The 26,542-nt window shown below is 59.5% G+C and carries 27 protein-coding genes; 24 read left to right on the top strand and 3 right to left on the bottom strand.

Annotated features, from left to right (window positions below; genetic code table 11):
- Positions 1 to 47: 47 nt before the first annotated feature.
- The 3 genes from secD to KZH41_RS25790 all read left to right on the top strand — a co-directional run bounded on the left by secD (position 48) and on the right by KZH41_RS25790 (position 3,509).
- Positions 48 to 1,919, top strand: coding sequence for a protein translocase subunit SecD (secD, locus tag KZH41_RS25800; RefSeq protein ID WP_094949423.1), 1,872 nt, complete (start codon positions 48 to 50; stop codon positions 1,917 to 1,919).
- A 9-nt stretch (positions 1,920 to 1,928) separates the two neighbouring features.
- Complete coding sequence (gene secF, locus KZH41_RS25795; RefSeq protein ID WP_263273955.1) at positions 1,929 to 2,843, top strand: protein translocase subunit SecF; 915 nt, start codon at positions 1,929 to 1,931, stop codon at positions 2,841 to 2,843.
- Between the two features lie 123 nt (positions 2,844 to 2,966).
- A complete protein-coding gene (locus KZH41_RS25790) occupies positions 2,967 to 3,509 on the top strand; it encodes a glycine zipper 2TM domain-containing protein (RefSeq protein ID WP_065908615.1) in 543 nt (180 codons plus the stop codon).
- Between the two features lie 205 nt (positions 3,510 to 3,714).
- Here KZH41_RS25790 and suhB read toward each other — a convergent pair whose 3' ends face one another.
- Positions 3,715 to 4,530 carry an inositol-phosphate phosphatase gene (gene suhB, locus KZH41_RS25785; protein ID WP_003175971.1) on the bottom strand — a complete coding sequence of 272 codons (816 nt, stop codon included), beginning with the start codon at positions 4,528 to 4,530 and terminating at the stop codon, positions 3,715 to 3,717.
- A 145-nt stretch (positions 4,531 to 4,675) separates the two neighbouring features.
- On the opposite strand from suhB, the gene trmJ reads away from it, so the two are divergent.
- From trmJ to KZH41_RS25680, 21 genes are all read left to right on the top strand, one after another.
- Positions 4,676 to 5,446, top strand: coding sequence for a tRNA (cytosine(32)/uridine(32)-2'-O)-methyltransferase TrmJ (gene trmJ / locus KZH41_RS25780; RefSeq protein WP_263273954.1), 771 nt, complete (start codon positions 4,676 to 4,678; stop codon positions 5,444 to 5,446).
- A gap of 2 nt (positions 5,447 to 5,448) precedes the next feature.
- On the top strand, positions 5,449 to 6,234 hold the full coding sequence (gene cysE, locus KZH41_RS25775; protein WP_242152404.1) for a serine O-acetyltransferase: 786 nt from the start codon (positions 5,449 to 5,451) through the stop codon (positions 6,232 to 6,234).
- A gap of 226 nt (positions 6,235 to 6,460) precedes the next feature.
- Entirely contained in the window at positions 6,461 to 6,952 is a 492-nt protein-coding gene (iscR, locus tag KZH41_RS25770) for a Fe-S cluster assembly transcriptional regulator IscR (protein ID WP_003194020.1), read from the top strand.
- A 50-nt stretch (positions 6,953 to 7,002) separates the two neighbouring features.
- Positions 7,003 to 8,217, top strand: a complete 1,215-nt coding sequence (locus KZH41_RS25765) for an IscS subfamily cysteine desulfurase (RefSeq protein WP_242152402.1) — start codon at positions 7,003 to 7,005, stop codon at positions 8,215 to 8,217.
- Between the two features lie 99 nt (positions 8,218 to 8,316).
- Positions 8,317 to 8,703 carry a Fe-S cluster assembly scaffold IscU gene (gene iscU / locus KZH41_RS25760; protein ID WP_003175965.1) on the top strand — a complete coding sequence of 129 codons (387 nt, stop codon included), beginning with the start codon at positions 8,317 to 8,319 and terminating at the stop codon, positions 8,701 to 8,703.
- 28 nt (positions 8,704 to 8,731) lie between these two features.
- Positions 8,732 to 9,055, top strand: a complete 324-nt coding sequence (iscA, locus tag KZH41_RS25755) for an iron-sulfur cluster assembly protein IscA (protein ID WP_003209680.1) — start codon at positions 8,732 to 8,734, stop codon at positions 9,053 to 9,055.
- 8 nt (positions 9,056 to 9,063) lie between these two features.
- Entirely contained in the window at positions 9,064 to 9,585 is a 522-nt protein-coding gene (gene hscB / locus KZH41_RS25750) for a co-chaperone HscB (protein WP_094949427.1), read from the top strand.
- Positions 9,586 to 9,633: 48 nt separating this feature from the next.
- Entirely contained in the window at positions 9,634 to 11,496 is a 1,863-nt protein-coding gene (gene hscA, locus KZH41_RS25745; RefSeq protein ID WP_263273953.1) for a Fe-S protein assembly chaperone HscA, read from the top strand.
- Positions 11,497 to 11,499: 3 nt separating this feature from the next.
- Positions 11,500 to 11,841: an ISC system 2Fe-2S type ferredoxin gene (fdx, locus tag KZH41_RS25740; protein WP_083356867.1), complete on the top strand. Its 342-nt coding sequence runs from the start codon at positions 11,500 to 11,502 to the stop codon at positions 11,839 to 11,841.
- 14 nt (positions 11,842 to 11,855) lie between these two features.
- Positions 11,856 to 12,056, top strand: a complete 201-nt coding sequence (gene iscX / locus KZH41_RS25735) for a Fe-S cluster assembly protein IscX (protein WP_083356868.1) — start codon at positions 11,856 to 11,858, stop codon at positions 12,054 to 12,056.
- A 91-nt stretch (positions 12,057 to 12,147) separates the two neighbouring features.
- Positions 12,148 to 12,573: a nucleoside-diphosphate kinase gene (gene ndk, locus KZH41_RS25730; RefSeq protein ID WP_083356869.1), complete on the top strand. Its 426-nt coding sequence runs from the start codon at positions 12,148 to 12,150 to the stop codon at positions 12,571 to 12,573.
- A 29-nt stretch (positions 12,574 to 12,602) separates the two neighbouring features.
- The gene (gene rlmN, locus KZH41_RS25725; RefSeq protein WP_242152399.1) at positions 12,603 to 13,751 is read left to right on the top strand and encodes a 23S rRNA (adenine(2503)-C(2))-methyltransferase RlmN; all 1,149 of its coding nucleotides are present in this window, start codon (positions 12,603 to 12,605) and stop codon (positions 13,749 to 13,751) included.
- 12 nt (positions 13,752 to 13,763) lie between these two features.
- Complete coding sequence (gene pilW, locus KZH41_RS25720; protein WP_263273952.1) at positions 13,764 to 14,522, top strand: type IV pilus biogenesis/stability protein PilW; 759 nt, start codon at positions 13,764 to 13,766, stop codon at positions 14,520 to 14,522.
- Entirely contained in the window at positions 14,522 to 15,520 is a 999-nt protein-coding gene (locus KZH41_RS25715; RefSeq protein WP_263273951.1) for a helix-turn-helix domain-containing protein, read from the top strand. The genes pilW and KZH41_RS25715 overlap by 1 nt, the downstream gene beginning before the upstream one ends.
- A 2-nt stretch (positions 15,521 to 15,522) precedes the next feature.
- Entirely contained in the window at positions 15,523 to 16,632 is a 1,110-nt protein-coding gene (ispG, locus tag KZH41_RS25710) for a flavodoxin-dependent (E)-4-hydroxy-3-methylbut-2-enyl-diphosphate synthase (protein WP_094949432.1), read from the top strand.
- Between the two features lie 21 nt (positions 16,633 to 16,653).
- A complete protein-coding gene (gene hisS / locus KZH41_RS25705) occupies positions 16,654 to 17,943 on the top strand; it encodes a histidine--tRNA ligase (protein ID WP_094949433.1) in 1,290 nt (429 codons plus the stop codon).
- Between the two features lie 41 nt (positions 17,944 to 17,984).
- Positions 17,985 to 18,626 (top strand): YfgM family protein, encoded by a 642-nt coding sequence (locus KZH41_RS25700; protein WP_094949434.1) that lies wholly within the window; start codon positions 17,985 to 17,987, stop codon positions 18,624 to 18,626.
- The gene (gene bamB, locus KZH41_RS25695; protein ID WP_094949435.1) at positions 18,619 to 19,770 is read left to right on the top strand and encodes an outer membrane protein assembly factor BamB; all 1,152 of its coding nucleotides are present in this window, start codon (positions 18,619 to 18,621) and stop codon (positions 19,768 to 19,770) included. The genes KZH41_RS25700 and bamB overlap by 8 nt, the downstream gene beginning before the upstream one ends.
- Positions 19,771 to 19,904: 134 nt before the next feature.
- On the top strand, positions 19,905 to 21,374 hold the full coding sequence (der, locus tag KZH41_RS25690) for a ribosome biogenesis GTPase Der (RefSeq protein ID WP_094949436.1): 1,470 nt from the start codon (positions 19,905 to 19,907) through the stop codon (positions 21,372 to 21,374).
- 134 nt (positions 21,375 to 21,508) lie between these two features.
- Positions 21,509 to 22,657, top strand: coding sequence for a pyridoxal phosphate-dependent aminotransferase (locus tag KZH41_RS25685; protein ID WP_263273950.1), 1,149 nt, complete (start codon positions 21,509 to 21,511; stop codon positions 22,655 to 22,657).
- Positions 22,645 to 23,436 (top strand): amidohydrolase, encoded by a 792-nt coding sequence (locus KZH41_RS25680; protein WP_094949438.1) that lies wholly within the window; start codon positions 22,645 to 22,647, stop codon positions 23,434 to 23,436. The genes KZH41_RS25685 and KZH41_RS25680 overlap by 13 nt, the downstream gene beginning before the upstream one ends.
- A 179-nt stretch (positions 23,437 to 23,615) precedes the next feature.
- Here the strand turns inward: KZH41_RS25680 and leuA are convergent, their stop codons facing one another.
- Together leuA and KZH41_RS25670 are read right to left on the bottom strand one after the other, a co-directional pair.
- On the bottom strand, positions 23,616 to 25,295 hold the full coding sequence (gene leuA, locus KZH41_RS25675; RefSeq protein ID WP_083356880.1) for a 2-isopropylmalate synthase: 1,680 nt from the start codon (positions 25,293 to 25,295) through the stop codon (positions 23,616 to 23,618).
- Positions 25,296 to 25,719: 424 nt separating this feature from the next.
- Entirely contained in the window at positions 25,720 to 26,541 is an 822-nt protein-coding gene (locus KZH41_RS25670; RefSeq protein ID WP_094949440.1) for a peptidoglycan DD-metalloendopeptidase family protein, read from the bottom strand.
- Position 26,542 lies beyond the last annotated feature (1 nt).

The following is a 26,542-nucleotide window of genomic DNA, read 5'->3' as shown; positions in this document are numbered from 1 at the left end:
AATCGACGGGGCGCGCAAGGCGCCCCGCGTTATAAGCGGGCGGCGTGATGCTGAACAAATACCCTCTGTGGAAATACGTACTGATCCTGGCGGTGCTGGCGATCGGTTTTATTTATTCCGCTCCCAATCTCTATCCTGATGACCCTGCGATCCAGATCACTGGCGCCAGCACTTCGCTGCAAGTCAATCAGGCTGACCTGGAACGCGCGAGCAAAGCGCTCACCGACGCGGGCATCCAGGTTAAGGCGGCAACGTTGGCGGCTGATGCGAAGGGCGGCTTGCTGCGCCTGACCAAGGCAGAAGACCAATTGCCTGCCAAAGATGTTGTGCGCAAGGCCATGGGTGACGACTACGTTGTTGCACTCAACCTGGCACAGACCACGCCAAAATGGTTGCGCAGCATTGGCGCGCACCCGATGAAGCTGGGCCTGGACTTGTCCGGTGGTGTGCACTTCCTGCTGGAAGTCGACATGGACAAAGCCCTCGACGCACGCCTGAAAGTCTACGAAGGCGATGTGAAGAGCTTGCTGCGTAAAGAGAAACTGCGTTATCGCAGCCTGCCGCAGCTCAACGGTGCCATCCAGCTGGGCTTCTCTGACGAAGCGTCCCGCGAACAGGCCCGTGCACTGATCCGCAAGAACTTCAACGATTTCGACATCGTACCGGCTGACCTCAATGGCCAAGCTGTGCTGCGTCTGGCGATGACCCCAGCCAAGCTGGCGGAAATCCGCGAATACTCCATCAAGCAGAACTTGACCACGGTACGTAACCGCGTCAACGAGCTGGGTGTGGCTGAGCCGATCGTTCAGCGTCAGGGTGCCAACCGCATCGTGGTTGAGCTGCCGGGCGTACAGGACACCGCTGAAGCCAAGCGTATCCTGGGTAAAACCGCCAACCTTGAGTTCCGCCTCGCGGCTGAGCCGGGTGCTTCGCGCGCCACTGCAGAAGAATTCGAGTTCCGCGAAGGCAACCGTCCTCCTGCGTTGATCGAGCGTGGCTTGATCATCACCGGTGACCAAGTAACTGACGCCAAGGCGGGTTTTGACTCGCAGCACGGCTCTCCTGAGGTGAACATCCGTCTGGATGGCCACGGCGGCGAACTGATGAGCCGCGCCACGCGCAGCAACGTCGGTCGTAGCATGGCGGTGATCTTCATCGAGCAGCGCCCAGTCACTACCTACACCAAGCAAATGGTCAACGGCGTCGAGAAAGACGTGCCGGTGCAGACCTTCAAAGAAGAGAAGAAGATCATCAGCCTGGCGACCATCCAGTCGCCGCTGGGTGCTCAATTCCGTATCACTGGCCTGAACGGTCAGGGCGAATCGTCCGAACTGGCACTGTTGCTGCGTGCTGGTGGCCTAGCGGCGCCGATGTACTTCGTTGAAGAGCGTACCATTGGCCCGAGCCTGGGTGCCGACAACATCACCAAAGGTATCGATGCAGCCTTGTGGGGCATGCTGTTTGTGTCGCTGTTCATCATCGCCATCTACCGTTTCTTCGGCGTCATCGCCACCGTGGCCCTGGCGGGCAACATGGTGATGCTGCTGGCGCTGATGTCGCTGCTGGGCGCTACGCTGACCCTGCCAGGTATCGCCGGTATCGTACTCACCATGGGTATGGCGGTAGACGCCAACGTACTGATCTTCTCGCGGATACGTGAAGAGATCGCGGCGGGCATGACCGTACAACGTGCAATCAACGAAGGCTTCGGCCGGGCATTTACCGCGATTCTCGACTCCAACTTGACCACCTTGCTGGTCGGCGGGATTCTCTTTGCCATGGGCACCGGCCCCGTCAAAGGTTTTGCGGTAACCATGTCCCTCGGTATCTTTACCTCGATGTTCACGGCCATCATGGTGACCCGCGCAATGGTCAACCTGATCTTTGGCGGGCGTGACTTCAAGAAGTTGTGGATTTAAGGGGCTGCCATGTTACGTACAATCAACTTCATGGGCGTTCGCAACGTTGCGTTCGGCGTCACCGTGCTCCTTACCGTTCTGGCGTTGTTCAGCTGGTTCCATAAGGGCCTGAACTACGGTCTGGACTTCACCGGCGGTACGCTCATCGAGCTGACCTACGAGAAACCGGCCGACGTCTCCCTGGTGCGCAACGAGCTGGTCAAGGCTGGCTATCACGAAGCCATCGTGCAGAGCTTTGGTGCGACTACCGACCTGCTGGTGCGTATGCCTGGTGAAGACCCGCAACTGGGTCACCAGGTAGCTGAGGCCTTGCAGAAGGTCGGTGGCGACAACCCGGCGTCGGTAAAGCGTGTTGAGTTCGTTGGCCCACAAGTGGGTGAAGAGCTGCGCGACCAAGGCGGCCTCGGCATGCTGATGGCGCTGGCCGGCATCATGATCTACCTGGCGTTCCGCTTTCAGTGGAAGTTCGGCGTCGGCGCGATTGTGTCGCTGATCCACGACGTGATCGTGACCGTGGGTATCCTGTCCTACTTCCAGATCACCTTCGACCTGACGGTATTGGCGGCGGTGCTGGCGATCATTGGTTACTCGCTCAACGACACCATCGTGGTATTCGACCGGGTTCGTGAGAACTTCCGCGTGCTGCGTAAAGCGACGTTGATCGAGAACATCAACATCTCCACCACCCAGACCCTGCTGCGGACCATGGCAACGTCGATCTCCACTTTGCTGGCGATTGGTGCGTTGATGATCTTCGGTGGCGACAACCTGTGGGGCTTCTCCCTGGCGCTGTTCATCGGCGTTCTGGCGGGTACCTACTCGTCGATCTACATCGCTAACGTGGTGCTGATCTGGCTGAACCTCAACAGCGAAGACTTGATCCCTCCTGCCGCTACCGGCAAGGAGGTCGACGACCGCCCTTGATGGGCGCTTGTTGACACGCTGTTACAAAGAAGGCGCGAGTATTGAACTCGCGCCTTTTTTTTTGCTCCAAGGCTGGGTATAGCGCGGACGTTTCAGTCCGCTTGTGATGGTCAGGAGGTTCACGTGAACAAGTCGTTGCTGGTTGGTGCAGTATTGGGTGCTGTCGGTGTGACTGCCGGGGGTGCTGTTGCCACCTACAGCCTGGTAAAAAGCGGCCCTGAGTATGCGCAAGTGCTGGCGGTGCAGCCGGTGAAGACCCAGATTAAAACCCCGCGCGAGGTCTGCAAGGATGTCGCCGTGACCCGGCAGAAGCCGGTGCAGGATCAGCATCAAATCGTCGGCACCGTGGTCGGTGCGCTGGCCGGTGGCCTGTTGGGCAACCAAGTCGGTGGCGGTAATGGCAAGAAGCTGGCCACTGTGGCTGGTGCGGTCGGTGGCGGATACGCCGGTAACAAGGTTCAGGAAGGCATGCAGAACCGCGATACCTACACCACCACGCAAACCCGTTGTAATACCGTTAACGACATCAGTGACAAGGTGGTCGGCTATGACGTGCGGTACAACTTGGACGGCAAGGAAGGTTCGGTGCGCATGGACCGTGATCCAGGTGGCCAAATTCCGGTGGATAAAGAAGGTCGTCTGATTCTCGGTCAGAACCAGCAGTAATTCCAAGCCTGACATAGATCTAAATGTGGGAGCTGGCTTGCCTGCGATAGCGGTGGGTCAGCAACTAATGAATTAGCTGGCAGACCGCTATCGCAGGCAAGCCAGCTCCCACATTGGTTTGTGTTTGGGTCAGTGGTATTGGGTTTGCTCAAATCCCAGGCATAAAAAAAGCACCCCTAGGGGGTGCTTTTTTGTGCTCGCTCGCTTAACGCTTCAGCGAAGCCGGCAGGTGCGGCTGGATCGCCGTCAGTACTGCCTTGAAGCATTTGGTGTTACCGGCAACGACGTGGCCTTTCTCAAGGAAGTCGTGACCACCGGTGAAGTCGCTCACCAGGCCGCCAGCTTCCTGGATCAGCAGGGCGCCTGCAGCCATGTCCCACTCGGACAGGCCCGACTCCCAGAACGCATCAAAACGGCCGGCGGCCACGTAGGCCAGATCCAGGCTGGCAGCGCCGGCGCGACGGATGCCGGCGGTCTGGCCAACCAGGGCACGGAACATGCCCAGGTAGTTTTCCAGGTTATCCATCTGGTCGTCACGGAACGGGAAGCCCGTGCCCAGCAGGGCACCGTCCAGGCTGGTACGACCGCTTACACGCAGGCGGCGGCCGTTCAACTGGGCGCCACGGCCACGGCTGGCGGTGAATTCTTCCTGGCGAACCGGGTCCAGCACAACAGCGTGTTCCAGGCGGCCACGGTATTTGCAGGCGATGCTCACAGCAAAGTGTGGGATGCCGCGCAGGAAGTTGGTGGTGCCATCCAGTGGGTCGATGATCCACAGGTAGTCTTCGCCTTCGCCGCTGCCTTTGTGCAAGCCGGTTTCTTCACCGAGGATGCCGTGGGTAGGGTAGGCCTTGCGCAGAGCGTCGATGATTTTCTGTTCGGCGGCGCGATCCACCTCGGATACATAATCCTTGGCGTCTTTTTCGTCGACCTTGATGGTATCCAGGCGCTCGATGGAGCGGAAGATCAATTCACTGGCGCTGCGGGCGGCGCGCAGCGCGATATTCAGCATGGGCTGCATGGATGTGTCACCTAAGGTTGTTAAAGAAAGCCGAGCATTCTAGCAGAAACTTTCTTCAGGTGAAGGACGACGTTAGCTTTCATGGCATAACCTTAGGCTGTTCTGTAAGATTTGCTCCCCTTTCCCGTGTCCGAGAGCGCCTCCCTTGCTGCAAAACATTCGTGTCGTCTTGGTCAATACCAGTCATCCCGGCAACATCGGCGGGGTGGCGCGAGCCATGAAAAACATGGGGCTGACGCGCCTGGTGCTGGTCGAACCTCGCGTGTTCCCGCACCACGAGGCCGATGCCCGTGCATCCGGCGCCAATGACATCCTGGAAAAAGCCCAGGTCGTCGCCACGCTGGAAGATGCCTTGGTCGGCTGCAACCTGGTGCTCGGCACCAGTGCCCGCGACCGTCGTATCCCCTGGCCGCTGCTGGATCCGCGTGAGTGCGGCACCAAAGTCGTGGAAGAGGCTGCCGGCGGCGCTGAAATCGCCTTGGTGTTCGGCCGTGAAGACTCCGGCCTGACCAATGAAGAGCTGCAGCGATGTCATTACCACGTGCACATTCCATCAGACCCTGAGTTCAGTTCGCTGAACCTCGGGGCAGCGGTGCAGGTGTTGAGTTATGAAGTGCGCATGGCCTGGCTGACCGCTGAAGGCCAGCCGAGCAAGGTGGAAAAGGATGAAGTCGCCTCGACCAAAAGTGGCGAGTTGGCCACGATGGACGAGCTGGAGCGGTTCTATGAGCACTTGGAGCAAACCCTGGTGGCCATCGAATTCCTCGATCCGGAAAAACCACGGCACTTGATGGCGCGCCTGCGTCGCCTGTACGGGCGCAGTTCGGTCAGCCGAGCGGAAATGAATATATTGCGTGGCATCCTCACGGAAACCCAGAAGGCGGCCCGTGGCGAGCTTCTTAAGCGGAAGGATTAAAAATGTTCGAGCGTTTGCGAGAAGATATCCAGAGTGTTTTCCACCGTGACCCGGCGGCGCGCAACGCCTTTGAAGTGCTGACCTGCTACCCGGGCATGCATGCGATCTGGATTCACCGCCTGTCCGGCACCTTGTGGAGCATGGGCTGGAAATGGCTGGCGCGGCTGGTGTCGAACTTCGGCCGCTGGTTGACCGGGATCGAGATCCACCCGGGCGCCAAGGTGGGGCGTCGCTTCTTTATCGACCATGGCATGGGCATCGTGATTGGCGAGACCGCCGAGATCGGCGACGACGTGACGCTGTATCAGGGTGTGACCCTGGGCGGCACCAGTTGGAATAAGGGTAAGCGCCATCCCACCCTGGGTGATGGCGTGGTGGTGGGGGCGGGCGCCAAGGTGCTCGGTCCATTTACAGTCGGCGCCGGTGCCAAAGTCGGTTCCAATGCCGTAGTGACCAAGGCTGTACCGCCTGGCGCCACCGTGGTGGGTATTCCTGGGCGCATCATCGTCAAGCCGGAAGTCGGCGACGAGCAGGAAGCCAAGCGCAAGGCCATGGCCGAGAAGATCGGCTTCGATGCCTACGGCGTCAGCGAAGACATGCCCGACCCGGTGGCCCGTGCCATTGGGCAGTTGCTTGATCACCTGCAGGCGGTGGACGGCAAGCTGGACGGCATGTGTGGCGCGCTGAAGGAGTTGGGCAGCAGCTATTGCGCCAAGGACCTGCCTGAGCTGCGCGAAGAAGACTTCGCTGAGATCAAGAGCGAAGCGGCTACCACCAAGGCTGGCTGAGCGCGGTCCCCTGTGGGAGCTGGCAAGCCAGCTCCCACATTTGATCTCCATTAGTCTTGAGATTGAGCGCTGGCCCCGTTCCTGCTGTTCGATCCCACCCCATCCTGCTATGATTCGCGCGCCCTTTTTACGGGTAATCCTGACTAAAGTACTAGGTCTTATAGTTGACTTAAATACTCGGGAATCGCATACTTGCTCCCATTCTGAAACACCTTGGTACTTGTCCATGAGACTGACTACAAAAGGCCGATACGCGGTAACCGCCATGCTAGACCTGGCCTTGCACGCGCAAACTGGGCCGGTGTCCCTGGCCGATATCTCCGAGCGCCAAGGCATTTCCCTGTCCTACCTCGAGCAGCTGTTCGCCAAATTGCGCCGTAGCAATTTGGTTTCCAGCGTACGTGGGCCGGGTGGCGGCTACCAACTGTCCCGTGACATGCAGGGCATCCAGGTAGCCCAGGTGATCGACGCGGTCAACGAATCCGTCGATGCCACTAAATGCCAGGGTTTGGGTGATTGCCACGCTGGCGACACCTGCCTGACACACCACTTGTGGTGTGACTTGAGCCTGCAGATCCATGAGTTTTTGAGTGGTATCAGCTTGGCTGATCTTGTGACTCGCCGTGAGGTGCAAGAAGTAGCCCAGCGTCAGGATCAGCGCCGTTGCAACACCAAGGCGCCGCGCCTGGACAAGATCGAAGCGTCCGCCGTCGAGTGACAGCCGCAGAGCTAACGGCACGCCAGCCAGCCTGATTTAGGAGAAAGTCCATGAAATTGCCGATTTACCTTGATTACTCAGCGACCACCCCGGTTGATCCGCGTGTCGCGCAAAAAATGAGTGAATGCCTGCTGGTTGACGGAAACTTCGGCAACCCGGCCTCCCGTTCCCACGTATTCGGCTGGAAAGCTGAGGAAGCGGTCGAGAACGCTCGTCGCCAAGTTGCTGACCTGGTGGGCGCTGACCCACGCGAGATCGTCTGGACCTCCGGTGCTACCGAGTCCGACAACCTGGCAATCAAGGGCGCGGCGCATTTCTACGCGACCAAAGGCAAACACCTGATCACCACCAAGATTGAGCATAAGGCTGTCCTCGACACCATGCGCCAACTGGAGCGTGAAGGTTTCGAGGTTACCTACCTTGAGCCAACCACCGACGGTATCGTCACCTCGGCCATGATCGAAGCCGCTCTGCGTGAAGACACCATCCTGGTTTCCGTGATCCACGTGAACAACGAAATCGGCACCATCAACGACATCGAGGCCATCGGCGAGCTGACCCGCTCCAAGGGCATCCTGCTGCACGTCGACGCTGCTCAGTCCACCGGCAAGGTCGACATTGACCTGTCCAAGCTGAAAGTCGACCTGATGTCGTTCTCGGCCCACAAAACCTACGGTCCTAAAGGCATCGGCGCCCTGTACGTGAGCCGCAAGCCTCGCGTGCGTATCGAAGCCACCATGCACGGCGGCGGTCACGAGCGCGGCATGCGTTCGGGCACCCTGGCGACCCACCAGATCGTCGGCATGGGCGAAGCTTTCCGCGTGGCCAAAGAAGACATGGCTGCCGAAAACGTGCGCATCAAGGCCCTCAGCGATCGCTTCTACAAGCAGGTCGAGAACCTTGAAGAGCTGTACATCAACGGCAGCATGACCGCCCGTGTACCGCACAACCTGAATTTGAGCTTCAACTACGTCGAAGGCGAGTCGCTGATCATGGCGCTCAAGGACCTGGCGGTTTCGTCCGGTTCGGCCTGCACCTCGGCCTCGCTTGAGCCTTCGTACGTATTGCGCGCCCTGGGCCGCAACGACGAACTGGCACACAGCTCGATCCGCTTTACGTTCGGCCGCTTCACCACCGAAGAGCAAATCGACTACGCCGCGCAGAAAGTCTGCGAAGCCGTCAACAAACTGCGTGTTCTGTCGCCGCTGTGGGACATGTACAAAGACGGTGTCGACATTTCCAAGATCGAGTGGGCGGCACACTAAATATAGAAGCCGCCACCCAAGCTCTGTAGGAACGTGGCGGAAAACGCAGGCGTTTTTACAGGGTTCCAGAGCGGCCCTGATGAGTGAGGATTCAGTACCATGGCTTACAGCGAAAAGGTCATCGACCACTACGAAAACCCGCGCAACGTCGGCAAGATGAACGCGGAAGACCCTGATGTCGGCACTGGCATGGTCGGCGCTCCGGCGTGCGGCGATGTTATGCGCCTGCAGATCAAGGTCAACGACGCAGGCGTTATCGAAGACGCCAAGTTCAAGACTTACGGCTGCGGTTCCGCCATTGCCTCCAGCTCCCTCGCTACCGAGTGGATGAAAGGCAAGACCCTGGATGAGGCTGTCACTATCAGCAACACCCAGCTGGCCGAAGAACTGGCTCTGCCGCCGGTGAAAATTCACTGCTCCGTACTCGCAGAAGACGCTATCAAAGCGGCCGTTCGCGACTACAAGCAGAAGAAAGGCTTGATCTAAGCATTTGGCGACGAGTAAGGAGTCAACGATGGCTATCAGCATGACAGAAGCGGCTGCGCAGCACATTCGCCGCTCCCTGAATGGGCGCGGTAAAGGTGAGGGGATTCGTCTGGGTGTTCGCACCACGGGCTGTTCCGGCCTTGCCTACGTGCTGGAGTTTGTCGACGAGGTGGTTGAAGAGGATCAGGTGTTCGAAAGTCACGGCGAGAAAGTGATCATCGACCCTAAAAGCCTCACCTACCTGGACGGCACCGAGCTCGATTTCGTCAAGGAAGGGTTGAACGAAGGCTTCAAGTTCAACAACCCCAACGTACGCGGTGAATGTGGCTGCGGCGAAAGCTTCAACATCTGAGGCTATTTGTGGGTACTCCTTGTCATTTCGCTTTATTCGAGCTGCAGCCGAGCTTTCGGCTGGACCTCGAGCAGCTTGCCACGCGCTACCGAGAATTGGCGCGTGGTGTGCATCCGGACCGCTTCGCTGACGCTTCCGAGCGTGAGCAACGCTTGGCGCTGGAGCAATCGGCCAGCCTCAATGAAGCCTATCAGACGCTTAAAAGCCCCCCGAAACGCGCGCGTTACCTGCTCGCGATGAACGGTGGTGAGTTGCCGATTGAAGTCACGGTGCACGACCCGGACTTCCTGATGCAGCAGATGCAGTGGCGCGAAGAACTCGAAGACTTACAGGACGAAGCCGATGTGGCCGGTGTCGCAGTCTTCAAGCGCCGTCTGAAAGTGGCCCAGGATGAGCTCAACGAAAGCTTCGCAGCCTGTTGGGATGATGCAGCGCAACGTGAACAGGCCGAACGCCTGATGCGGCGCATGCAGTTCCTCGACAAGCTCACCTACGAAGTGCGCCAGCTAGAAGAGCGCCTCGACGATTAACCCAGTGCTGCCCGTGCACGCCTGATAGACAGATAAGACCTGATTACCATGGCCCTACTGCAGATCGCCGAACCCGGCCAAAGCCCTCAACCGCACCAGCGTCGCCTGGCGGTCGGGATTGACCTGGGCACCACTAATTCCCTGGTCGCCGCCTTGCGCAGCGGCCTGTCCGAGCCGCTGCCCGACGCCGATGGCCAGGTTATCCTGCCGTCCGCCGTGCGCTATCACGCTGACCACATCGAGGTCGGTGAGTCAGCCAAGCTGGCGGCGTCCTCCGATCCTCTGAACACCGTGCTGTCGGTCAAGCGCTTGATGGGTCGTGGTCTGTCCGACGTCAAGCAATTAGGCGAGCAGCTGCCGTACCGCTTTGTCGGCGGCGAATCGCATATGCCGTTCATCGACACTGTCCAGGGCCCAAAAAGCCCGGTGGAAGTGTCGGCCGATATCCTCAAGGTACTGCGCCAGCGCGCGGAAACCACCTTGGGCGGCGAACTGGTCGGCGCGGTGATCACGGTTCCGGCGTATTTCGACGACGCTCAGCGCCAAGCCACTAAAGACGCGGCGAAACTCGCCGGTCTCAACGTGCTGCGCTTGCTCAACGAGCCGACTGCGGCCGCTGTGGCCTATGGCCTGGATCAGCACGCCGAAGGCTTGGTTGCTATCTACGACCTGGGCGGCGGCACCTTTGATATTTCGATCCTGCGCCTGACCGGCGGTGTGTTCGAAGTACTGGCCACCGGTGGCGACACTGCCCTGGGCGGCGATGACTTCGATCATGCGATTGCCGGCTGGATCATCACCAGCGCCGGCTTGTCGGCCGACCTGGACCCGGGCGAGCAGCGTAATCTGCTGCAAACCGCCTGTGCGGCCAAAGAAGCGCTGACTGACACCCGTTCTGTAGACGTTTCCTACGGTTCCTGGTCGGCTCAACTGACCCGCGAAGCGTTCGACGCGCTGATCGAGCCGATGGTCGCCCGTAGCCTTAAAGCCTGCCGCCGTGCCGTACGTGATTCCGGTGTTGAGCTCGAAGACGTCGCCGCCGTGGTCATGGTCGGCGGTTCGACCCGCGTCCCACGGGTTCGCGAAGCCGTTGCCGAAGCCTTTGGTCGCCAGCCGCTGACTGAAATCGACCCGGATCAAGTCGTCGCCATTGGTGCCGCGATCCAGGCTGATACCTTGGCCGGCAACAAGCGCGATGGTGGCGAATTGCTGCTGCTCGACGTGATCCCGCTGTCCCTGGGGCTGGAAACCATGGGTGGCTTGATGGAGAAGGTGATTCCGCGTAACACCACCATCCCCGTCGCCCGCGCCCAGGATTTCACCACGTATAAAGATGGCCAGACGGCCATGATGATTCATGTGCTGCAAGGCGAGCGCGAGCTGATCAGCGACTGCCGCTCCCTGGCGCGTTTTGAATTGCGCGGCATTCCGGCGATGGTTGCGGGCGCGGCGAAGATTCGCGTGACCTACCAGGTCGACGCCGATGGCCTGCTCAGCGTGGCTGCGCGTGAACTGGCCTCGGGCGTTGAAGCCAGCATCCAGGTTAAGCCGTCCTACGGCCTGACCGACGGCGAAATCGCCAAGATGCTCAAGGATTCGTTCCAGTATGCCGGTGACGACAAGGTCGCCCGCGTACTGCGCGAGCAGCAAGTCGACGCCCAGCGCCTGCTCGAAGCCGTGCAGGGTGCCCTTGATGCTGACGGCGAGCGCCTGTTGGATGCCGAAGAGCGCATGGTCATCGACCTGCAGATGCAGGAACTGGCCGAACTGATGAAAAGCACTGATGGTTATGCCATCGAGCAACAGACCAAGCGTCTGTCGCAAGTGACCGATGCTTTTGCCGCCCGTCGTATGGACCAGTCGGTAAAAGCCGCCCTGGCGGGACGCAATCTGAATGAAATCGAGGAATAATTAATGCCGCAGGTCATTTTTCTGCCACACGCCGAGCATTGCCCGGACGGTATGGTCGTGGAGGCTGAGACCGGCAAGTCCATCCTCGAAGTTGCCCATGACAACCACATCGAGATCGAGAGTGCCTGCGGCGGTGTCTGCGCCTGCACCACCTGCCACTGCGTAATTCGCGAGGGTTTCAACTCTCTGGAAGAAGCCGATGAGCTGGAAGAGGATTTTCTCGACCGCGCGTGGGGCCTGGAGCCGACTTCTCGCCTAAGCTGTCAGGCAAAGGTTGGGACTGAAGACATCACGGTCGAAATTCCGAAGTACTCGCTCAACCATGCGGCCGAAGCGCCGCATTGATTCAAGGAAGTGTCATGATTCTTAAATGGGTTGATGTGCAAGAGATCGCTATCCTGTTGGCCGACGGCAACCCGGATCTGGATCCTTACTCCCTGAACTTTGTAGCTTTGCGTGACATGGTCATGGCGTTGCCAGGGTTTGAAGATGAGCGGGATCGTGGCGGTGAAAAGGTCCTGGAAGCTATCCAGACTGCCTGGAAAGAAGAGCAGGACTGACGCCTCCCTTACGCAGTTAGGCAATACCCAATAACCCGCGTATAATTCGCGGGTTTAATTTTTCGTAAATTACCGTTTCTGGAGTTACACCATGGCTGTTCAACGTACTTTCTCCATCATCAAGCCTGACGCTGTTGCAAAAAACGTCATCGGCGAGATCACCACTCGTTTCGAAAAAGCCGGCCTGAAGGTTGTAGCTTCGAAACTCAAGCAACTGTCCAAAGCTGAAGCTGAAGGCTTCTACGCTGAGCACAGCGCTCGTGGCTTCTTCGGCGACCTGGTCTCCTTCATGATCTCCGGTCCTGTTGTTGTTCAGGTTCTGGAAGGCGAAAACGCTATCGCTCTGAACCGTGAGCTGATGGGCGCTACCAACCCTAAAGAAGCAGCTGCCGGCACCATTCGTGCTGACTTCGCTGAATCCATCGACGCCAACGCTGTTCACGGTTCGGACTCCGAAGCCGCTGCTGCTCGCGAAATCTCGTACTTTTTCGCTGCTACTGAAGTAACCGCTCGCTAAGCATCGGCTTAAAGAGTGAGGGTGAATCCATGACTACATCGACTGTAAAAACCAACCTGCTGGGTCTGACTCAGCCGGAAATGGAGAAATTCTTCGACTCAATCGGGGAGAAGCGTTTCCGTGCCGGTCAGGTAATGAAGTGGATTCACCACTTTGGCGTCGACGATTTCGATGCCATGACGAACGTCAGCAAGGCCCTGCGCGACAAGCTCAAGGTCATTGCTGAGGTCCGTGGCCCCGAAGTGGTCAGCGAGGACATCTCCAGCGACGGCACCCGTAAGTGGGTGGTGCGCGTGGCGTCCGGCAGCTGCGTCGAGACCGTGTACATTCCCCAGGGCAAGCGCGGCACTTTGTGCGTTTCGTCCCAGGCAGGCTGTGCCCTGGACTGCAGTTTCTGCTCCACCGGCAAGCAAGGCTTCAATAGCAACCTCACCGCCGCCGAAGTCATCGGCCAGGTGTGGATTGCCAACAAATCTTTTGGCAGCGTCCCGGCAACCGTCGACCGTGCCATCACCAACGTGGTGATGATGGGCATGGGTGAGCCGCTGCTGAACTTCGACAACGTGATTGCGGCCATGCATTTGATGATGGACGACCTGGGCTACGGCATTTCCAAGCGCCGTGTGACCCTGTCGACCTCAGGCGTGGTGCCGATGATCGATGAGCTGGCCAAGCACATCGACGTCTCCCTGGCGTTGTCGCTGCACGCACCCAATGACGCATTGCGTAACCAATTGGTGCCGATCAACAAGAAGTATCCGCTTAAGATGCTGCTCGAATCCTGCCAGCGTTACATGGCGACCTTGGGCGAGAAGCGTGTGTTGACCATTGAGTACACCATGCTCAAGGACATCAACGACAAGGTTGAGCACGCGGTCGAGATGATCGAGCTGCTCAAGAACACCCCGTGCAAGATCAACCTGATTCCGTTTAACCCGTTTCCACATTCTGGCTACGAGCGGCCGAGCAATAACGCCATCCGCCGTTTCCAGGATCAACTGCACCAGGCGGGCTACAACGTCACCGTACGCACCACCCGTGGTGAGGACATCGACGCCGCGTGTGGCCAATTGGTAGGGCAGGTGCTGGATCGCACCCGTCGCAGCGAACGTTATATCGCCGTGCGCGAACTTAACGCCGCCGAAGATTTGCCGCAAATTGCTGTGAATCGAATCTGAGAGAGGATCTCTATGCACTTGCGCCTTGCGCTGCTTTTACTTTTTACCGGCCTCGTGGCCGGTTGTGTTTCATCGGGCTATGACAGCCCTTTGCAAACCGATAAAGGCCGTGATGAGGCGCGAGTGGCCTATGTGCAACTGGGCCTGGGTTACCTGCGCCAAGGTATGAGCGAGCAGGCCAAGGTGCCGTTGAAAAAGGCCCTTGAGCTGGACGGCGACGATGCCGACGCGAATGCCGCATTGGCCTTGGTGTTCCAGGCGCAGGCCGAGCCTGAGCTGGCCGATCAGTATTTCCAAAAGGCCTTGGCCGCGCGTCCTGCAGACCCTCGGCTGCTGAACAATTACGGCAGCTTCCTGTTCGCGCAGAAACGTTATGACCAGGCTTCCCGTTATTTCCAGCAAGCTTCCTCCGATGCCCTCTACCCGGAGCGGTCGCGGGTGTTCGAGAACCTTGGGGTCACCTCGGTGCGCCTCGGTCAGCGCGATAGCGCGCGTCAGCAACTGGAAAAAGCCCTGCACCTGAACAGTCGCCAGCCACGTGCGTTGCTCGAAATGGCTGAGATGTCTTACGAAGACAGGCATTATGTGCCGGCACGTGACTATTACGAGCGTTTTAGCCTGCTCAGCGGGCAAAATGCACGTAGTCTATTGCTCGGTGTGCGCCTGGCGACGGTTCATGAAGAACGCGACACGGCCGCACGTTTTGGCCAGCAACTCGAACGACTCTATCCCGGTACGCCGGAATATCAGCAATACCTGTCGGAGCAATGATGAAAGCGTCGCACCCGGAAGTTGTAGCAGCTAATCGCGTAAACCCAGGCGAGACCTTGCGTCAGGCCCGCGAAAGCAATGGTTGGTCGCTGGCAGAAGTGGCCCTCAAGCTCAATTTGACCACGACGTCTCTGGGCAACCTTGAAGCCGGCGCGTTCGACAAGCTGCCTGGGCATACCTTCTCCCGCGGCTATATCCGCGCTTATGCCAAGTTGCTGGGCATTGACCAGACCGTGCTGGTACAGGAATTCGACCAGTTCACCGGCACCGATTCCCAAGGCAGCAATGTGCATGGCCTGGGTCGCATCGAAGAGCCGGTGCGGGTTTCCCACACAATTTTGCGAATTGTCAGCCTGTTGCTGCTGATTGCCGTGATCGGCGGCGGTTTCGTCTGGTGGCAAGACCAGGCCTCCCAGCGCAGCAAGGACCTGACCAGCAACGCCATGGAGCACGTCGAAGTCGAAAGCGCTGACGGCACCACCCAAATTCATCCGCTGGACGAGCCAGAAGACCAGGCCGTTGCCGAAGGGCAGGCCGCGCCGCAAGCGCCGGCCACCGCCGAGCAGCCAGTGCCGGAAGCTGGCACTGCGCCTGCGGCCGCCGCCGTGACGGCTCCCACTGTGCCGGCAACCCCGGCCGCTCCGGCTGCCCAGGCCCACACACCCGCTGTCGCGGCACCGGCTCCTGTGGCCACCACGCCAGCTGCACCGGCAGCGCCGGCAGTTGCGCCGGCTACCGCGCCTGCGTTGATCGCCGGTGACGGGCATATCCAGATTACCTTCGTCGCTGACTGCTGGACGCAAGTCACCGATGGCAACGGCAAAGTGCTGTTTAGCGGTTTGAAGCGTAAGGGAGATACGCTTGACCAGGGCGGCAAGCCTCCTTTGACGCTGCGTCTGGGCTTTGCCCGTGGCGCGCAAGTGGTCTACAACGGCCAGCCTGTGGACGTAGCGCCGTTCACCAGTGGCGAGACTGCTCGCCTCAAGTTGGGACAATAGTCATGCACGGCGAATCTCCAATCAAACGTCGCGTATCGCGCAAGATCTGGGTCGGCTCGGTGCCGGTGGGTGGCGATGCCCCCATCGCGGTACAGAGCATGACCAACAGCGACACCAATGATGTTGCCGCCACCGTGGCCCAGATCAACCGTCTGGAAGCCGCCGGCGTAGACATCGTGCGGATTTCCGTGCCAGACATGGACGCTGCCGAAGCCTTTGGTCGCATCAAACAACTGGTCAAGGTGCCGCTGGTTGCCGACATTCACTTCGACTATAAGATCGCTTTGCGCGTTGCCGAGCTGGGCGTCGATTGCCTGCGCATCAACCCGGGCAACATCGGTCGCGAAGACCGTGTGCGCGCGGTGGTGGATGCTGCCCGTGATCGCGGGATTCCGATCCGTATCGGCGTCAACGCCGGTTCCCTGGAAAAAGACCTGCAAAAGAAATACGGCGAGCCGACCCCAGCCGCGCTGGTTGAATCGGCGCTGCGCCACGTTGAACACCTTGAACGTCTGAATTTTCAGGACTTCAAGGTCAGCGTAAAGGCTTCCGACGTGTTTATGGCCGTAGAAGCTTACCGCCTGCTGGCCAAGGAAATCGTGCAGCCGCTGCACCTGGGTATCACTGAAGCGGGCGGTTTGCGCTCAGGCACAGTGAAATCTGCGGTGGGTCTCGGTATGCTGCTCGCCGAAGGGATTGGCGATACTATCCGCATCTCCCTGGCGGCAGACCCGGTAGAGGAAGTGAAGGTCGGTTACGACATTCTCAAATCCCTGCATTTGCGTTCCCGTGGCATCAACTTCATTGCCTGCCCGAGCTGCTCGCGGCAGAACTTCGACGTGGTGAAAACCATGAACGAACTGGAAGGGCGCCTCGAGGACCTGCTGGTGCCGCTGGATGTTGCGGTGATCGGTTGCGTGGTCAACGGCCCGGGTGAAGCCAAAGAGGCGCACATCGGCCTGACAGGCGGTACGCCGAACCTGATTTACATCGACGGCAAGCCGTCGCAGAAGTTGACGAATGACAATCTGGTGGATGAGCTCGAAAGACTGATCCGCCAGAAAGCGGCCGAGAAGGTCGCGGCTGACGCAGCGCTGATCGCGCGCGGCTAAGAACGAATTTAAGGATTAGATGTGAGCAAGTCTCTGCAAGCCATTCGTGGCATGAACGACATCCTGCCGGAGCAGACGCCACTGTGGCGCTACTTCGAGAGCACGGTCGCGCGCCTGCTGGATAACTACGGTTACAAGCAGATCCGCATGCCGATCGTCGAGTTCACCGAGCTGTTCAAGCGCTCCATCGGTGAAGTGACCGACATCGTCGAAAAAGAGATGTACACCTTTGAAGACCGCAACGGCGACTCCCTGACTCTGCGTCCGGAAGGTACTGCCGCGTGCGTGCGCGCCGTGCTCGAGCATGGCCTCACCGGTGGTGGCCAGCCGCAGAAGCTGTGGTACATCGGCCCGATGTTCCGCCACGAGCGCCCGCAGAAAGGCCGTTATCGCCAGTTCCACCAGATCGGCCTGGAAGTGTTCAACCTCGACGGCCCGGACATCGACGCCGAGCTGATCGTGCTGACCTGGCGCCTGTGGGGCCTGCTGGGCATCCGCGACGCGGTCAAGCTTGAACTTAACAGCCTGGGCACCAGTGAATCCCGTGGCCGCTACCGGGTCGCCCTGGTCGAGTACCTGTCCGCCCACCTCGACAAGTTGGACGAAGACAGCCAGCGCCGTCTGAAAACCAACCCATTGCGCGTGCTGGATACCAAGAACGCCGACACCCAAGCCGTACTGGTCGACGCGCCGAAAATGGCCGATTACCTGGACGACGAGTCGCGCACCCACTTCGAGGGCCTCAAGGCTCGCCTGGATGCGGCCGGTATTCCGTACGTGATCAACCCGAAACTGGTACGTGGCCTCGATTACTACAGCAAAACCGTATTCGAATGGGTCACCGACAAACTCGGCGCCCAGGGCACCGTGTGCGCCGGTGGTCGTTACGACGGCCTGGTCGAGCAAATGGGCGGCAAACCGACCACGGGCGTGGGTTTTGCCATGGGCATCGAGCGGCTGATCCTGCTGCTGGAAACCCTGGAGCAGGTCCCGGAAGAAATCTCCCGTCAGGTGGACGTGTACCTGTGCGCCTTTGGCGAGGCCGCCGAACTGGCAGCCCTGGCCTTGAGCGAAAAAGTGCGCGACCAACTGCCGAACCTGCGCCTGCAGATCAATGCCGGCGCCGGCAGCTTCAAGAGCCAATTCAAGAAGGCCGACAAGAGCGGTGCGCTGTATGCACTAATCCTCGGCGATGACGAACTGGCCCAGCAAGTGATAGGTTTCAAACCCCTGCGTGGCCAGGGCGAGCAACAGAACATTGCCTTTGATGCGCTCGCCGCGCACTTGGCCACCTGCGTCGTGCAGGGTTGAAGCTGTCGAACAGCCGAATTTAGCGATTAAGGAGTATTGGGGTGTCGAGTACTGATGATGAGCAGCTGGCCGAGTTCAAGGACTGGTGGCAGCGTAACGGCAAGCCCCTGGTTACCGGCGGCCTGCTGGCTTTAGTGGTGGTGTTCGGCTGGCAAGCCTGGACAAAGTATCAGGCCAACCAGTCCCAAGGCGCCTCGATCCTCTATCAACAATTGCTGGAAACCACGCTGACGCCGGACGGCAAGCCTGATCCTGGCCAAGTGGCAGACTTGGCCGGCAAGCTGAAAGCCGAATTCGGCGGTAGCACCTACGCCCAGTACGGCAGCCTGTTCGTCGCAAAAGTTGCGGTCGACACCGGCAAGCTGGATGACGCAGCCACCGAGCTGAAGGCCATCGCCGACAAGCCGACCAACCCGACCCTGGGTGAAATCGCGCGTCAGCGCCTGGCGCAGGTATTGGCGGCACAGAACAAGGCTGACGAAGCACTCAAATTGCTCGACGGCGATGCTGACAAAGCATTTGTGGCCACTCGTGAAGAGCTCAAGGGCGACCTGTTGGTCCAATTGGGTCGTACCGACGAAGCCCATGCTGCGTACCAAAAAGCCAAGGCGGCGCTGTCTGATGAAGCGGCGGTCGGTGGCTTACAAATCAAGCTGGACGACTTGGCCAAAGGGGATGCGTGACGTGATCCGTTGGAAACATGCAGCATTGCTGGCTCTGGCCATTCTGGCCGCGGGTTGCAGCAGCAACAGTAAAAAAGAACTGCCTCCTGCCGAGCTGACCAGCTTCAAGGAAGAAGTGGTCCTGCAGAAGCAGTGGAGCCGCTCCGTCGGTGATGGCCAGGGCGACCTGTACAACCTGTTGCAGCCGGCAATCGACGGCGACAACATCGTGGCCACTGACTCCACGGGCGTGATCATTGCCATGGATCGCATGAATGGCGACGTGAAGTGGAAGAAAGACCTCGAGCTGCCGGTTTCCGGTGGCGTGGGTGTCGGCTACGGCATGGTGCTGATCGGTACGCTTAAAGGCGACGTGGTTGCTCTGGACTCGGCGACGGGCGAAGAGAAATGGCGCGCTCGCGTGACCAGTGAAGTGCTCTCGGCGCCTGCCACCAACGGCGATATCGTCGTGGTGCAGACCCAGGATGACCGTGTGATTGGCTTGGATGCCTCCACCGGCAACCAGCGCTGGCTGTATGACAGCACCCCTGCGGTGTTGACCCTGCGCGGTACCAGTGGTCCGATTGTGACCAACAACCTGGCCGTCGCAGGCCTGTCGACCGGTAAAGTGGTCGCCCTGGATACTCAGAACGGCGTGCCGGCCTGGGAAACCCGTGTGGCCATCCCTCAAGGTCGTTCCGAGCTGGACCGCGTTGTGGACATCGACGGCGGCTTGCTGCTGTCGGGCGAAACCATTTACGTGGCCACTTACCAGGGCCGCGTTGCGGCGCTGGACCTGCAAAGCGGCCGCATCAACTGGCAGCGTGATGCTTCCAGCTATGCTGGTGTCGCCCAAGGGTTTGGCAGCGTCTACGTAAGCCTGGCGTCCGGCACCGTTGAAAGTGTGGACGAGCGTTCTACCACCGCACTGTGGAGCAACGACTCTCTGGCCCGCCGTCAACTGTCGGCACCGGAAGTGTTCTCCAGCTACGTAGCGGTAGGTGACTTCGAAGGTTACCTGCATCTGCTGAGCCAGGTGGACGGTCGTTTTGTCGGCCGCGAGCGTATCGACAGCGACGGCCTGCGTGCCCGTCCGCTGGTTGTGGGTAACATGCTTTATGTGTTTGGCAACAGCGGCAAGCTGCAAGCCCTGACCATCAAGTAAGAACTATGCTTGGGGTAACACCCAGGCGGCCCCGCTTCGGCGGGGCATGCGGCATTTGAATATGCTGCCCCGAGCACCAGCCGCTGCCTTGCAGCGGCTTTTGTATTTTCTGAAATAACGAAGTGGAGAGCCGCATGGTTCCCGTAATCGCCCTGGTGGGCCGACCTAACGTCGGCAAGTCCACCTTGTTCAACCGCCTGACCAGGACTCGCGACGCCATCGTCGGCGACTTGTCCGGTCTGACCCGTGATCGCCAATACGGTGAGGCAAAGTGGCAAGGGCGCTCCTACATTATTGTCGACACCGGTGGTATCTCCGGTGACGAGCATGGCATGGACGAAAAGATGGCCGAGCAGTCGCTGCTCGCTATCGAAGAAGCCGATGTCGTGTTGTTCCTGGTGGACGCCCGCGCGGGCTACACCGCTGCCGACCAAATGATTGGCGAGCACCTGCGCAAGCGCAACAAGCGTTCCTATCTGGTCGCCAACAAGATCGACAACATCGATCCTGAGGCCGCCCGTGCCGAATTCAGCCCGATGGGCCTGGGCGACGCGATTCCGGTCGCCGGTGCTCACGGTCGCGGCATCACCCAGATGCTGGAAATCGCCCTGCGCGACTTCCCTAAGGATGACGCCGAGGAAGAAGAGGGCAGCGAGGAGATCGTCGCCGAAGGTGAGGAAGCCAAGCGCATTCCTGGCCCGAGCGAAAAAGACGGTATCAAGATCGCGATCATCGGCCGCCCTAACGTCGGCAAGTCGACGCTGGTTAACCGCATGCTCGGCGAAGACCGGGTAATCGTGTATGACGAACCCGGCACCACCCGCGACAGCATCTACATCCCGTTCGAGCGTAACGACGAGAAGTACACGCTGATCGACACCGCCGGTGTGCGCAAGCGCGGCAAGATCCACGAGGAAGTTGAAAAGTTCTCGGTGGTCAAAACCCTGCAAGCGATCAAAGACGCCAACGTGGTGATCTTCGTGATGGACGCCCGCGAAGGCGTGGTAGACCACGACCTCAACTTGCTGGGCTTTGCCCTGGAAGCCGGTCGCGCCTTGGTCATCGCGATCAACAAGTGGGACGGCATGACGCCGAGCGAGCGCGATTTCGTCAAGATCGAGCTGCAGCGCCGCCTGTTCTTTGTTGAGTTCGCCGATATTCACTTTATCTCGGCACTGCACGGCACCGGCGTGGGTAACCTCTACGCCTCCGTACAAAACTCGTTCAAGTCCGCAGTTACCCGCTGGCCGACCAACCGTCTGACCCAGATCCTGGAAGACGCAGTTGGCGAGCACGCGCCGCCGATGGTTAACAACCGCCGCATCAAACTGCGTTACGCCCACTTGGGTGGTGCCAACCCGCCGATTATCGTGATTCACGGTAACCAGATCGAGAAGGTGCCGAAATCCTATGTGCGTTACCTGGAAAACACCTACCGCCGTGTCTTGAAACTGGTCGGTACGCCGATCCGTATCGAGTTCAAAGGTGGCGAGAACCCATACGAAGGCAACAAGAACACCTTGACTGACCGTCAGGTGAACAAGAAGCGTCGTTTGATGACTCACCACAAGAAGGCCGACAAGAAGCGCCGCGACAAGAAATAAACGCCGCTTCAGGTCGTAAGCTGCACGCTGCAAGAGAGGGCTCCTTTGGAGCCCTTTTTTGTGCGCGATGGTTTGTGCCTTGACCCCACGCAGCCGGCAGCTTAAAACTTGAGGCTCACCTGCAGGGGCCTCCGATGATCACCAGCAAGCTGCCGAATGTCGGCACGACCATTTTCACCACCATGTCGCAACTCGCTGCCGAGACCGGCGCACTCAACCTGTCCCAGGGCTTTCCCGATTTCAATGGCCCTAAAGCATTACTCGATGCGGTCGGTAAGCACGTCGCCAGCGGGCATAACCAGTATTCACCGATGACCGGCCTGCCGGCCCTGCGTCAGCAAGTGGCCGCCAAGATCGCCCGTAGCTATGGCGCGACAGTCAACCCCGACAGCGAAGTGACCATCACTCCCGGCGCCACCGCCGCGATTTTCTGCGCGATTCAAGCGGTGATTCGCAACGGCGATGAAGTCATCGTGTTCGACCCCAGCTACGACAGCTATGAGCCCTCGGTCGAACTGGCCGGTGGCCGCTGCGTGCATGTACAACTGAGCCTGCAAGGCTTCGCCTTGGACTTCGAAAAAATCAAGGCCGCGTTGTCACCGCGCACACGCATGATCATCCTCAACACCCCGCACAACCCGACCGGCGCACTGATCAGTCGCGCCGAACTGGACCAGTTGGCCGAACTGATCCGCGACCGCGATATCTATCTGGTCAGCGATGAAGTCTACGAACACTTGGTGTTCGATGGCGTACCCCATGTCAGCGTGCTGGCCCACGAAGAGCTGTATCAGCGTGCGTTCGTGGTCAGCTCCTTCGGCAAGACCTATCACGTCACCGGCTGGAAAACCGGCTACGTGGTCGCGCCCGCCGCTCTGACCGCTGAACTGCGCAAGGTGCATCAATATGTCAACTTCTGCGGCGTGACCCCTTTGCAGTACGCTTTGGCGGACTTCATGGCCGAACACCCGGAACACGTCGAAGAACTGCCGGCCTTCTACCAGGCCAAGCGCGACCTGTTCTGCGACCTGCTGGCGCCGTCGCGTTTCAGCTTTACCCGGGTGACCGGTACTTACTTTCAACTGGTGGATTACTCACAGATTCGCCCGGACCTGGATGACGTCGCCATGTCACTGTGGATGACCCGCGAGCACGGCGTGGCGACGATTCCGGTCTCGGTGTTCTACCAGCACCCACCCCAAGGCCAGCGCCTGGTGCGCCTGTGCTTTGCCAAACGCGAGGAAACGCTGCAACAAGCAGCTGAGAAACTATGCGTGATCTGAGTGCATTACCCGACCTGAATATCGCCCTGGTCCAGACCAGCCTGGTGTGGCATGACCGTCAGGCCAACTTCGAGCATTTCGAGTTGCTGCTGGAACAAGCCCAAGGCGCCGACCTGATCGTATTGCCGGAAATGTTCACCACCGGCTTCTCGATGGAGTCGGCCACGCTCGCCGAGCGCGAAAATGGCCCCACCCATGAGTGGCTCCTGGCCCAGGCGGCCAAATACAACGCGGTGATCACCGGCAGCGTGATCATCCAAGCCGCCGACGGCAGCCACCGCAACCGCCTGCTCTGGGCGCGGCCGGATGGCGAGGTGCTGCATTACGACAAGCGCCACCTGTTCCGTATGGCCGGCGAGCACGACCACTACACGCCGGGCGAGCGTCAGGTGCAGTTCGAGTTGAAGGGCTGGCGTATTCGGCCGTTGATTTGCTACGACCTGCGCTTCCCGGTGTGGAGCCGTGATGCGCAGGACACGGACTTGCTGCTGTACACCGCCAACTGGCCGGGTGCACGGCGCCAGCACTGGAACCGGTTATTGCCAGCACGAGCCATCGAAAATCTGTGCTACGTGGCGGCGGTGAACCGGGTGGGTACCGATGGCAAAGGCTTTGCCTACACCGGAGACAGTCAAGTGCTGGATTTCCAGGGTGAGACCTTGTTGAGTGCGGGGGAGGCGGATGGGGTGTTTCAGGTATGCCTGGAAGCGGCCGAGCTGGCGGCGTATCGCACCAAGTTTCCGGCGAACCTGGATGCCGATAGGTTTCAGTTTGTCTGATACACCGCTATCGCGGGCAAGCCCGCTCGCCACAAAAGCTCGGTTGCTTCAGATTTTGTGTCCACTGGCGGTTATGTAGATGCCGCGATGAGGCCCTTACAAACCACACAAATCTGCAACCCAACAAAAAAGGCCCCTGAGTTCTCACCCAGGGGCCTTTTGCATTTCAGCGTACTGGCTTACGCCGCTTTCGCTTCCTGCTGACTCAACGAACGGTTCAGCGCACTGAACAGCGCCTTGAAGCTCGCTGTGGTGATGTTTTCATCAATGCCCACGCCATGCACTGGGCGCTCGCCGTTCACACGCAGTTCAATGTAGGCCGCCGCCTTGGCGTTGGTGCCTGCACCGATGGCATGTTCGTTGTAGTCCATGATCTCCACGCCAATCGGCAGGCCAGCCACCAGCGCTTCCAGGGCGCCGTTGCCTTTGCCTTTCCAGTGCAGGTTGGTTTCGCCCTGGCCCTTGCCCGAGACTTCCACCTCGACAAAGCTGTTGCCGTTCTCTTCCTGCAGGCGATGGCTGACCAGCGCATACGGGGTGTTGGCTTGCAGGTATTCACGCTGCAGCAAAGCGTAGATCTGCGGTGCGGTCATCTCAAGACCCACGCGGTCGGTTTCAGCCTGCACCACTTGGCTGAACTCGATCTGCATGCGACGCGGCAAGCTGATGTCGTATTCCTGCTCCAGCAGGTAGGCGATGCCGCCTTTGCCCGACTGGCTATTCACACGAATCACCGCCTCGTAGCTGCGGCCAATGTCGGCCGGGTCGATCGGCAAATACGGTACTTCCCACAGTGCGTCGGCTTTCTGCTGGGTGAAACCTTTGCGGATCGCGTCCTGGTGGGAACCGGAGAACGCGGTGTGCACCAAGTCGCCGACGTACGGGTGACGTGGGTGCACCTGGATCTGGTTGCACTCCTCGACGACTTTGCGCACGCCGTCGATGTCGGAAAAGTCCAGCTGCGGGTCGAGGCCCTGGGTGTACATGTTCAGTGCCACAGTGACCAGGTCGACGTTACCGGTGCGCTCGCCGTTGCCGAACAGGCAGCCTTCGACACGGTCGGCGCCGGCCATCAGGCCCAGCTCGGTGGCGGCCACGCCAGTGCCACGGTCGTTGTGGGTGTGCAGGCTGATGATTACGCTGTCACGGCGGTTGATATGGCGACCGAACCACTCGATCTGGTCGGCATAGATGTTCGGTGTGGCGCATTCAACGGTGGCTGGCAAGTTGAGGATCATCTTGTGCTCAGGTGTTGGGTTCCACACCTCGATCACCGCGTCACACACTTCCTTGGCGAACTCCAGTTCAGTGGCGCTGAAGGTCTCCGGGGAATATTCGAAGGTCCACTGGGTTTCCGGCTGCTGGGCGGCGTATTTGACGAACAGCTTGGCCGCGTTGACGGCGATGGCCTTGATGCCGTCCTTGTCCTGGTTGAACACAATGCGGCGGAACGACGGCGAGGTGGCGTTGTACAAATGCACGATGGCTTTCTTGGCGCCGCGCAGGGATTCGAAGGTACGGGCGATCAAGTCTTCACGGCCCTGGGTCAGCACCTGGATGGTGGTGTCCTCGGGGATGTGATTGTCTTCGATCAAGGTGCGCACGAAGTCGAAGTCGGTTTGCGAAGCGGCCGGGAAGGAGGCTTCGATTTCCTTCACGCCCACCGCAACCAGGGTCTTCCAGAAACGCAGTTTTTTCGCGGCGTCCATCGGCTCGATCAGCGACTGGTTGCCATCACGCAGGTCGGAGCTGCACCAGATCGGCGCTTCGGTGATGGTTTTCGACGGCCAGGTGCGGTCCGGGATATCGATGGTCGGGAACGCGCGGTACTTCGAAGACGGGTCTTTGAGCATGCTCATCGGGAAATCCTTTGTTGTAGGGGCCGAGAAAAGGCGGCCTGCCGTGTAACTATTTTTGGGGATGAAGCGTGGGACGAGGCAGATCGATTCAGCCTGGCAGTCGTGCGCTGACGAGGCACAGGCTGCGGTGCTGGCGGAGCTGAATGAGGGTGTGAGAGGTTTTCATAAGCTCAACCCTAACCGCAGGGGTGAAAGATGGCAAGCAGTCGCTAAAAATTGAGAGAAGTTCTTGCTTTGAGCGATTGGGCGAGATTTTGTAGCTGTATTAGTGGCTAATGACATTTTTATTTGCGCAGGCTAAACGAGGCGCGCAATTGCGGTGACAGGCTCACGCTATCGCGGGCAAGCCCGCTCCCACATTGGAATGCATTCAACTGTGGGAGCGGGCTTGCCCGCGATGAAGCTTGCGGCCCCACCGATCATCTCAGGGCTGGAAGGCGCCGATAAAAATCGCTGGGTCCACTCGTGCATCGTTGAGGCTGATGTTCCAGTGCATGTGCGGCCCGGTCGCACGGCCTGTCGAGCCGACCTTGCCCACCACCGCACCGCGTGCCAGTTGATCGCCCACCTTCACGTCGATCTTCGACATGTGGCAGAACATGCTGATAAAGCCCTGGCCGTGGTCGACGAACACGGTGTTGCCGTTGAAGAAGTAGTTGCCGGTCAGGATCACTTTACCTCCCGCCGGGGTTTTGATCGGCGTGCCGGCGCCGACAGCGAAGTCCAGGCCCGAATGCGGGTTGCGCTCCTCGCCGTTAAAGAACCGGCGCACACCAAACTTGCTCGACAGCGGCCCATTGACGGGTTTATCCAGCAGCAAGTTGCTTGGCGTGTTCGGGCTGAAACTGCGGTAAGCCTTGAGCTGCACGGCCAACTCGCCCTCGATGCGTTTGAGCTGCGCCGGGTCTGGGTTCACCTGGCTTTTGTTCTTCAACGTGATGTGCTGCTCGGGGTACTTCTTGAAGCCCACCACAAACGGCAGGTTTTGCCCGCCACTGGCGATGCGTTGGGTGCCGGGTTTAACCGCAAGCGGAATCCCGACGATCGCCAGCCAGTTGTTCTGTTCCTTGACCACCAATACCGGTCGGTTCTGGTAGGTCGCTTTCGGCGCCGTTGCCGAAGCACCCAGGTCGACCACTGCAACGCCACCGGGCACCGGCTTGTTCAGCAACCGAGTGATGTAGCTGTCGGCGTGGGCATTGACGGTGAGGCACAACAGCATCAGCAGGCTAAATAGACGAGGCATC

The organism is Pseudomonas sp. YeP6b (genome assembly GCF_025642995.1).
Lineage (GTDB): Bacteria > Pseudomonadota > Gammaproteobacteria > Pseudomonadales > Pseudomonadaceae > Aquipseudomonas.
The sequence above is the reverse complement of the archived record's forward strand: the minus strand, read 5'-3'. Positions and strand labels throughout refer to the sequence as shown.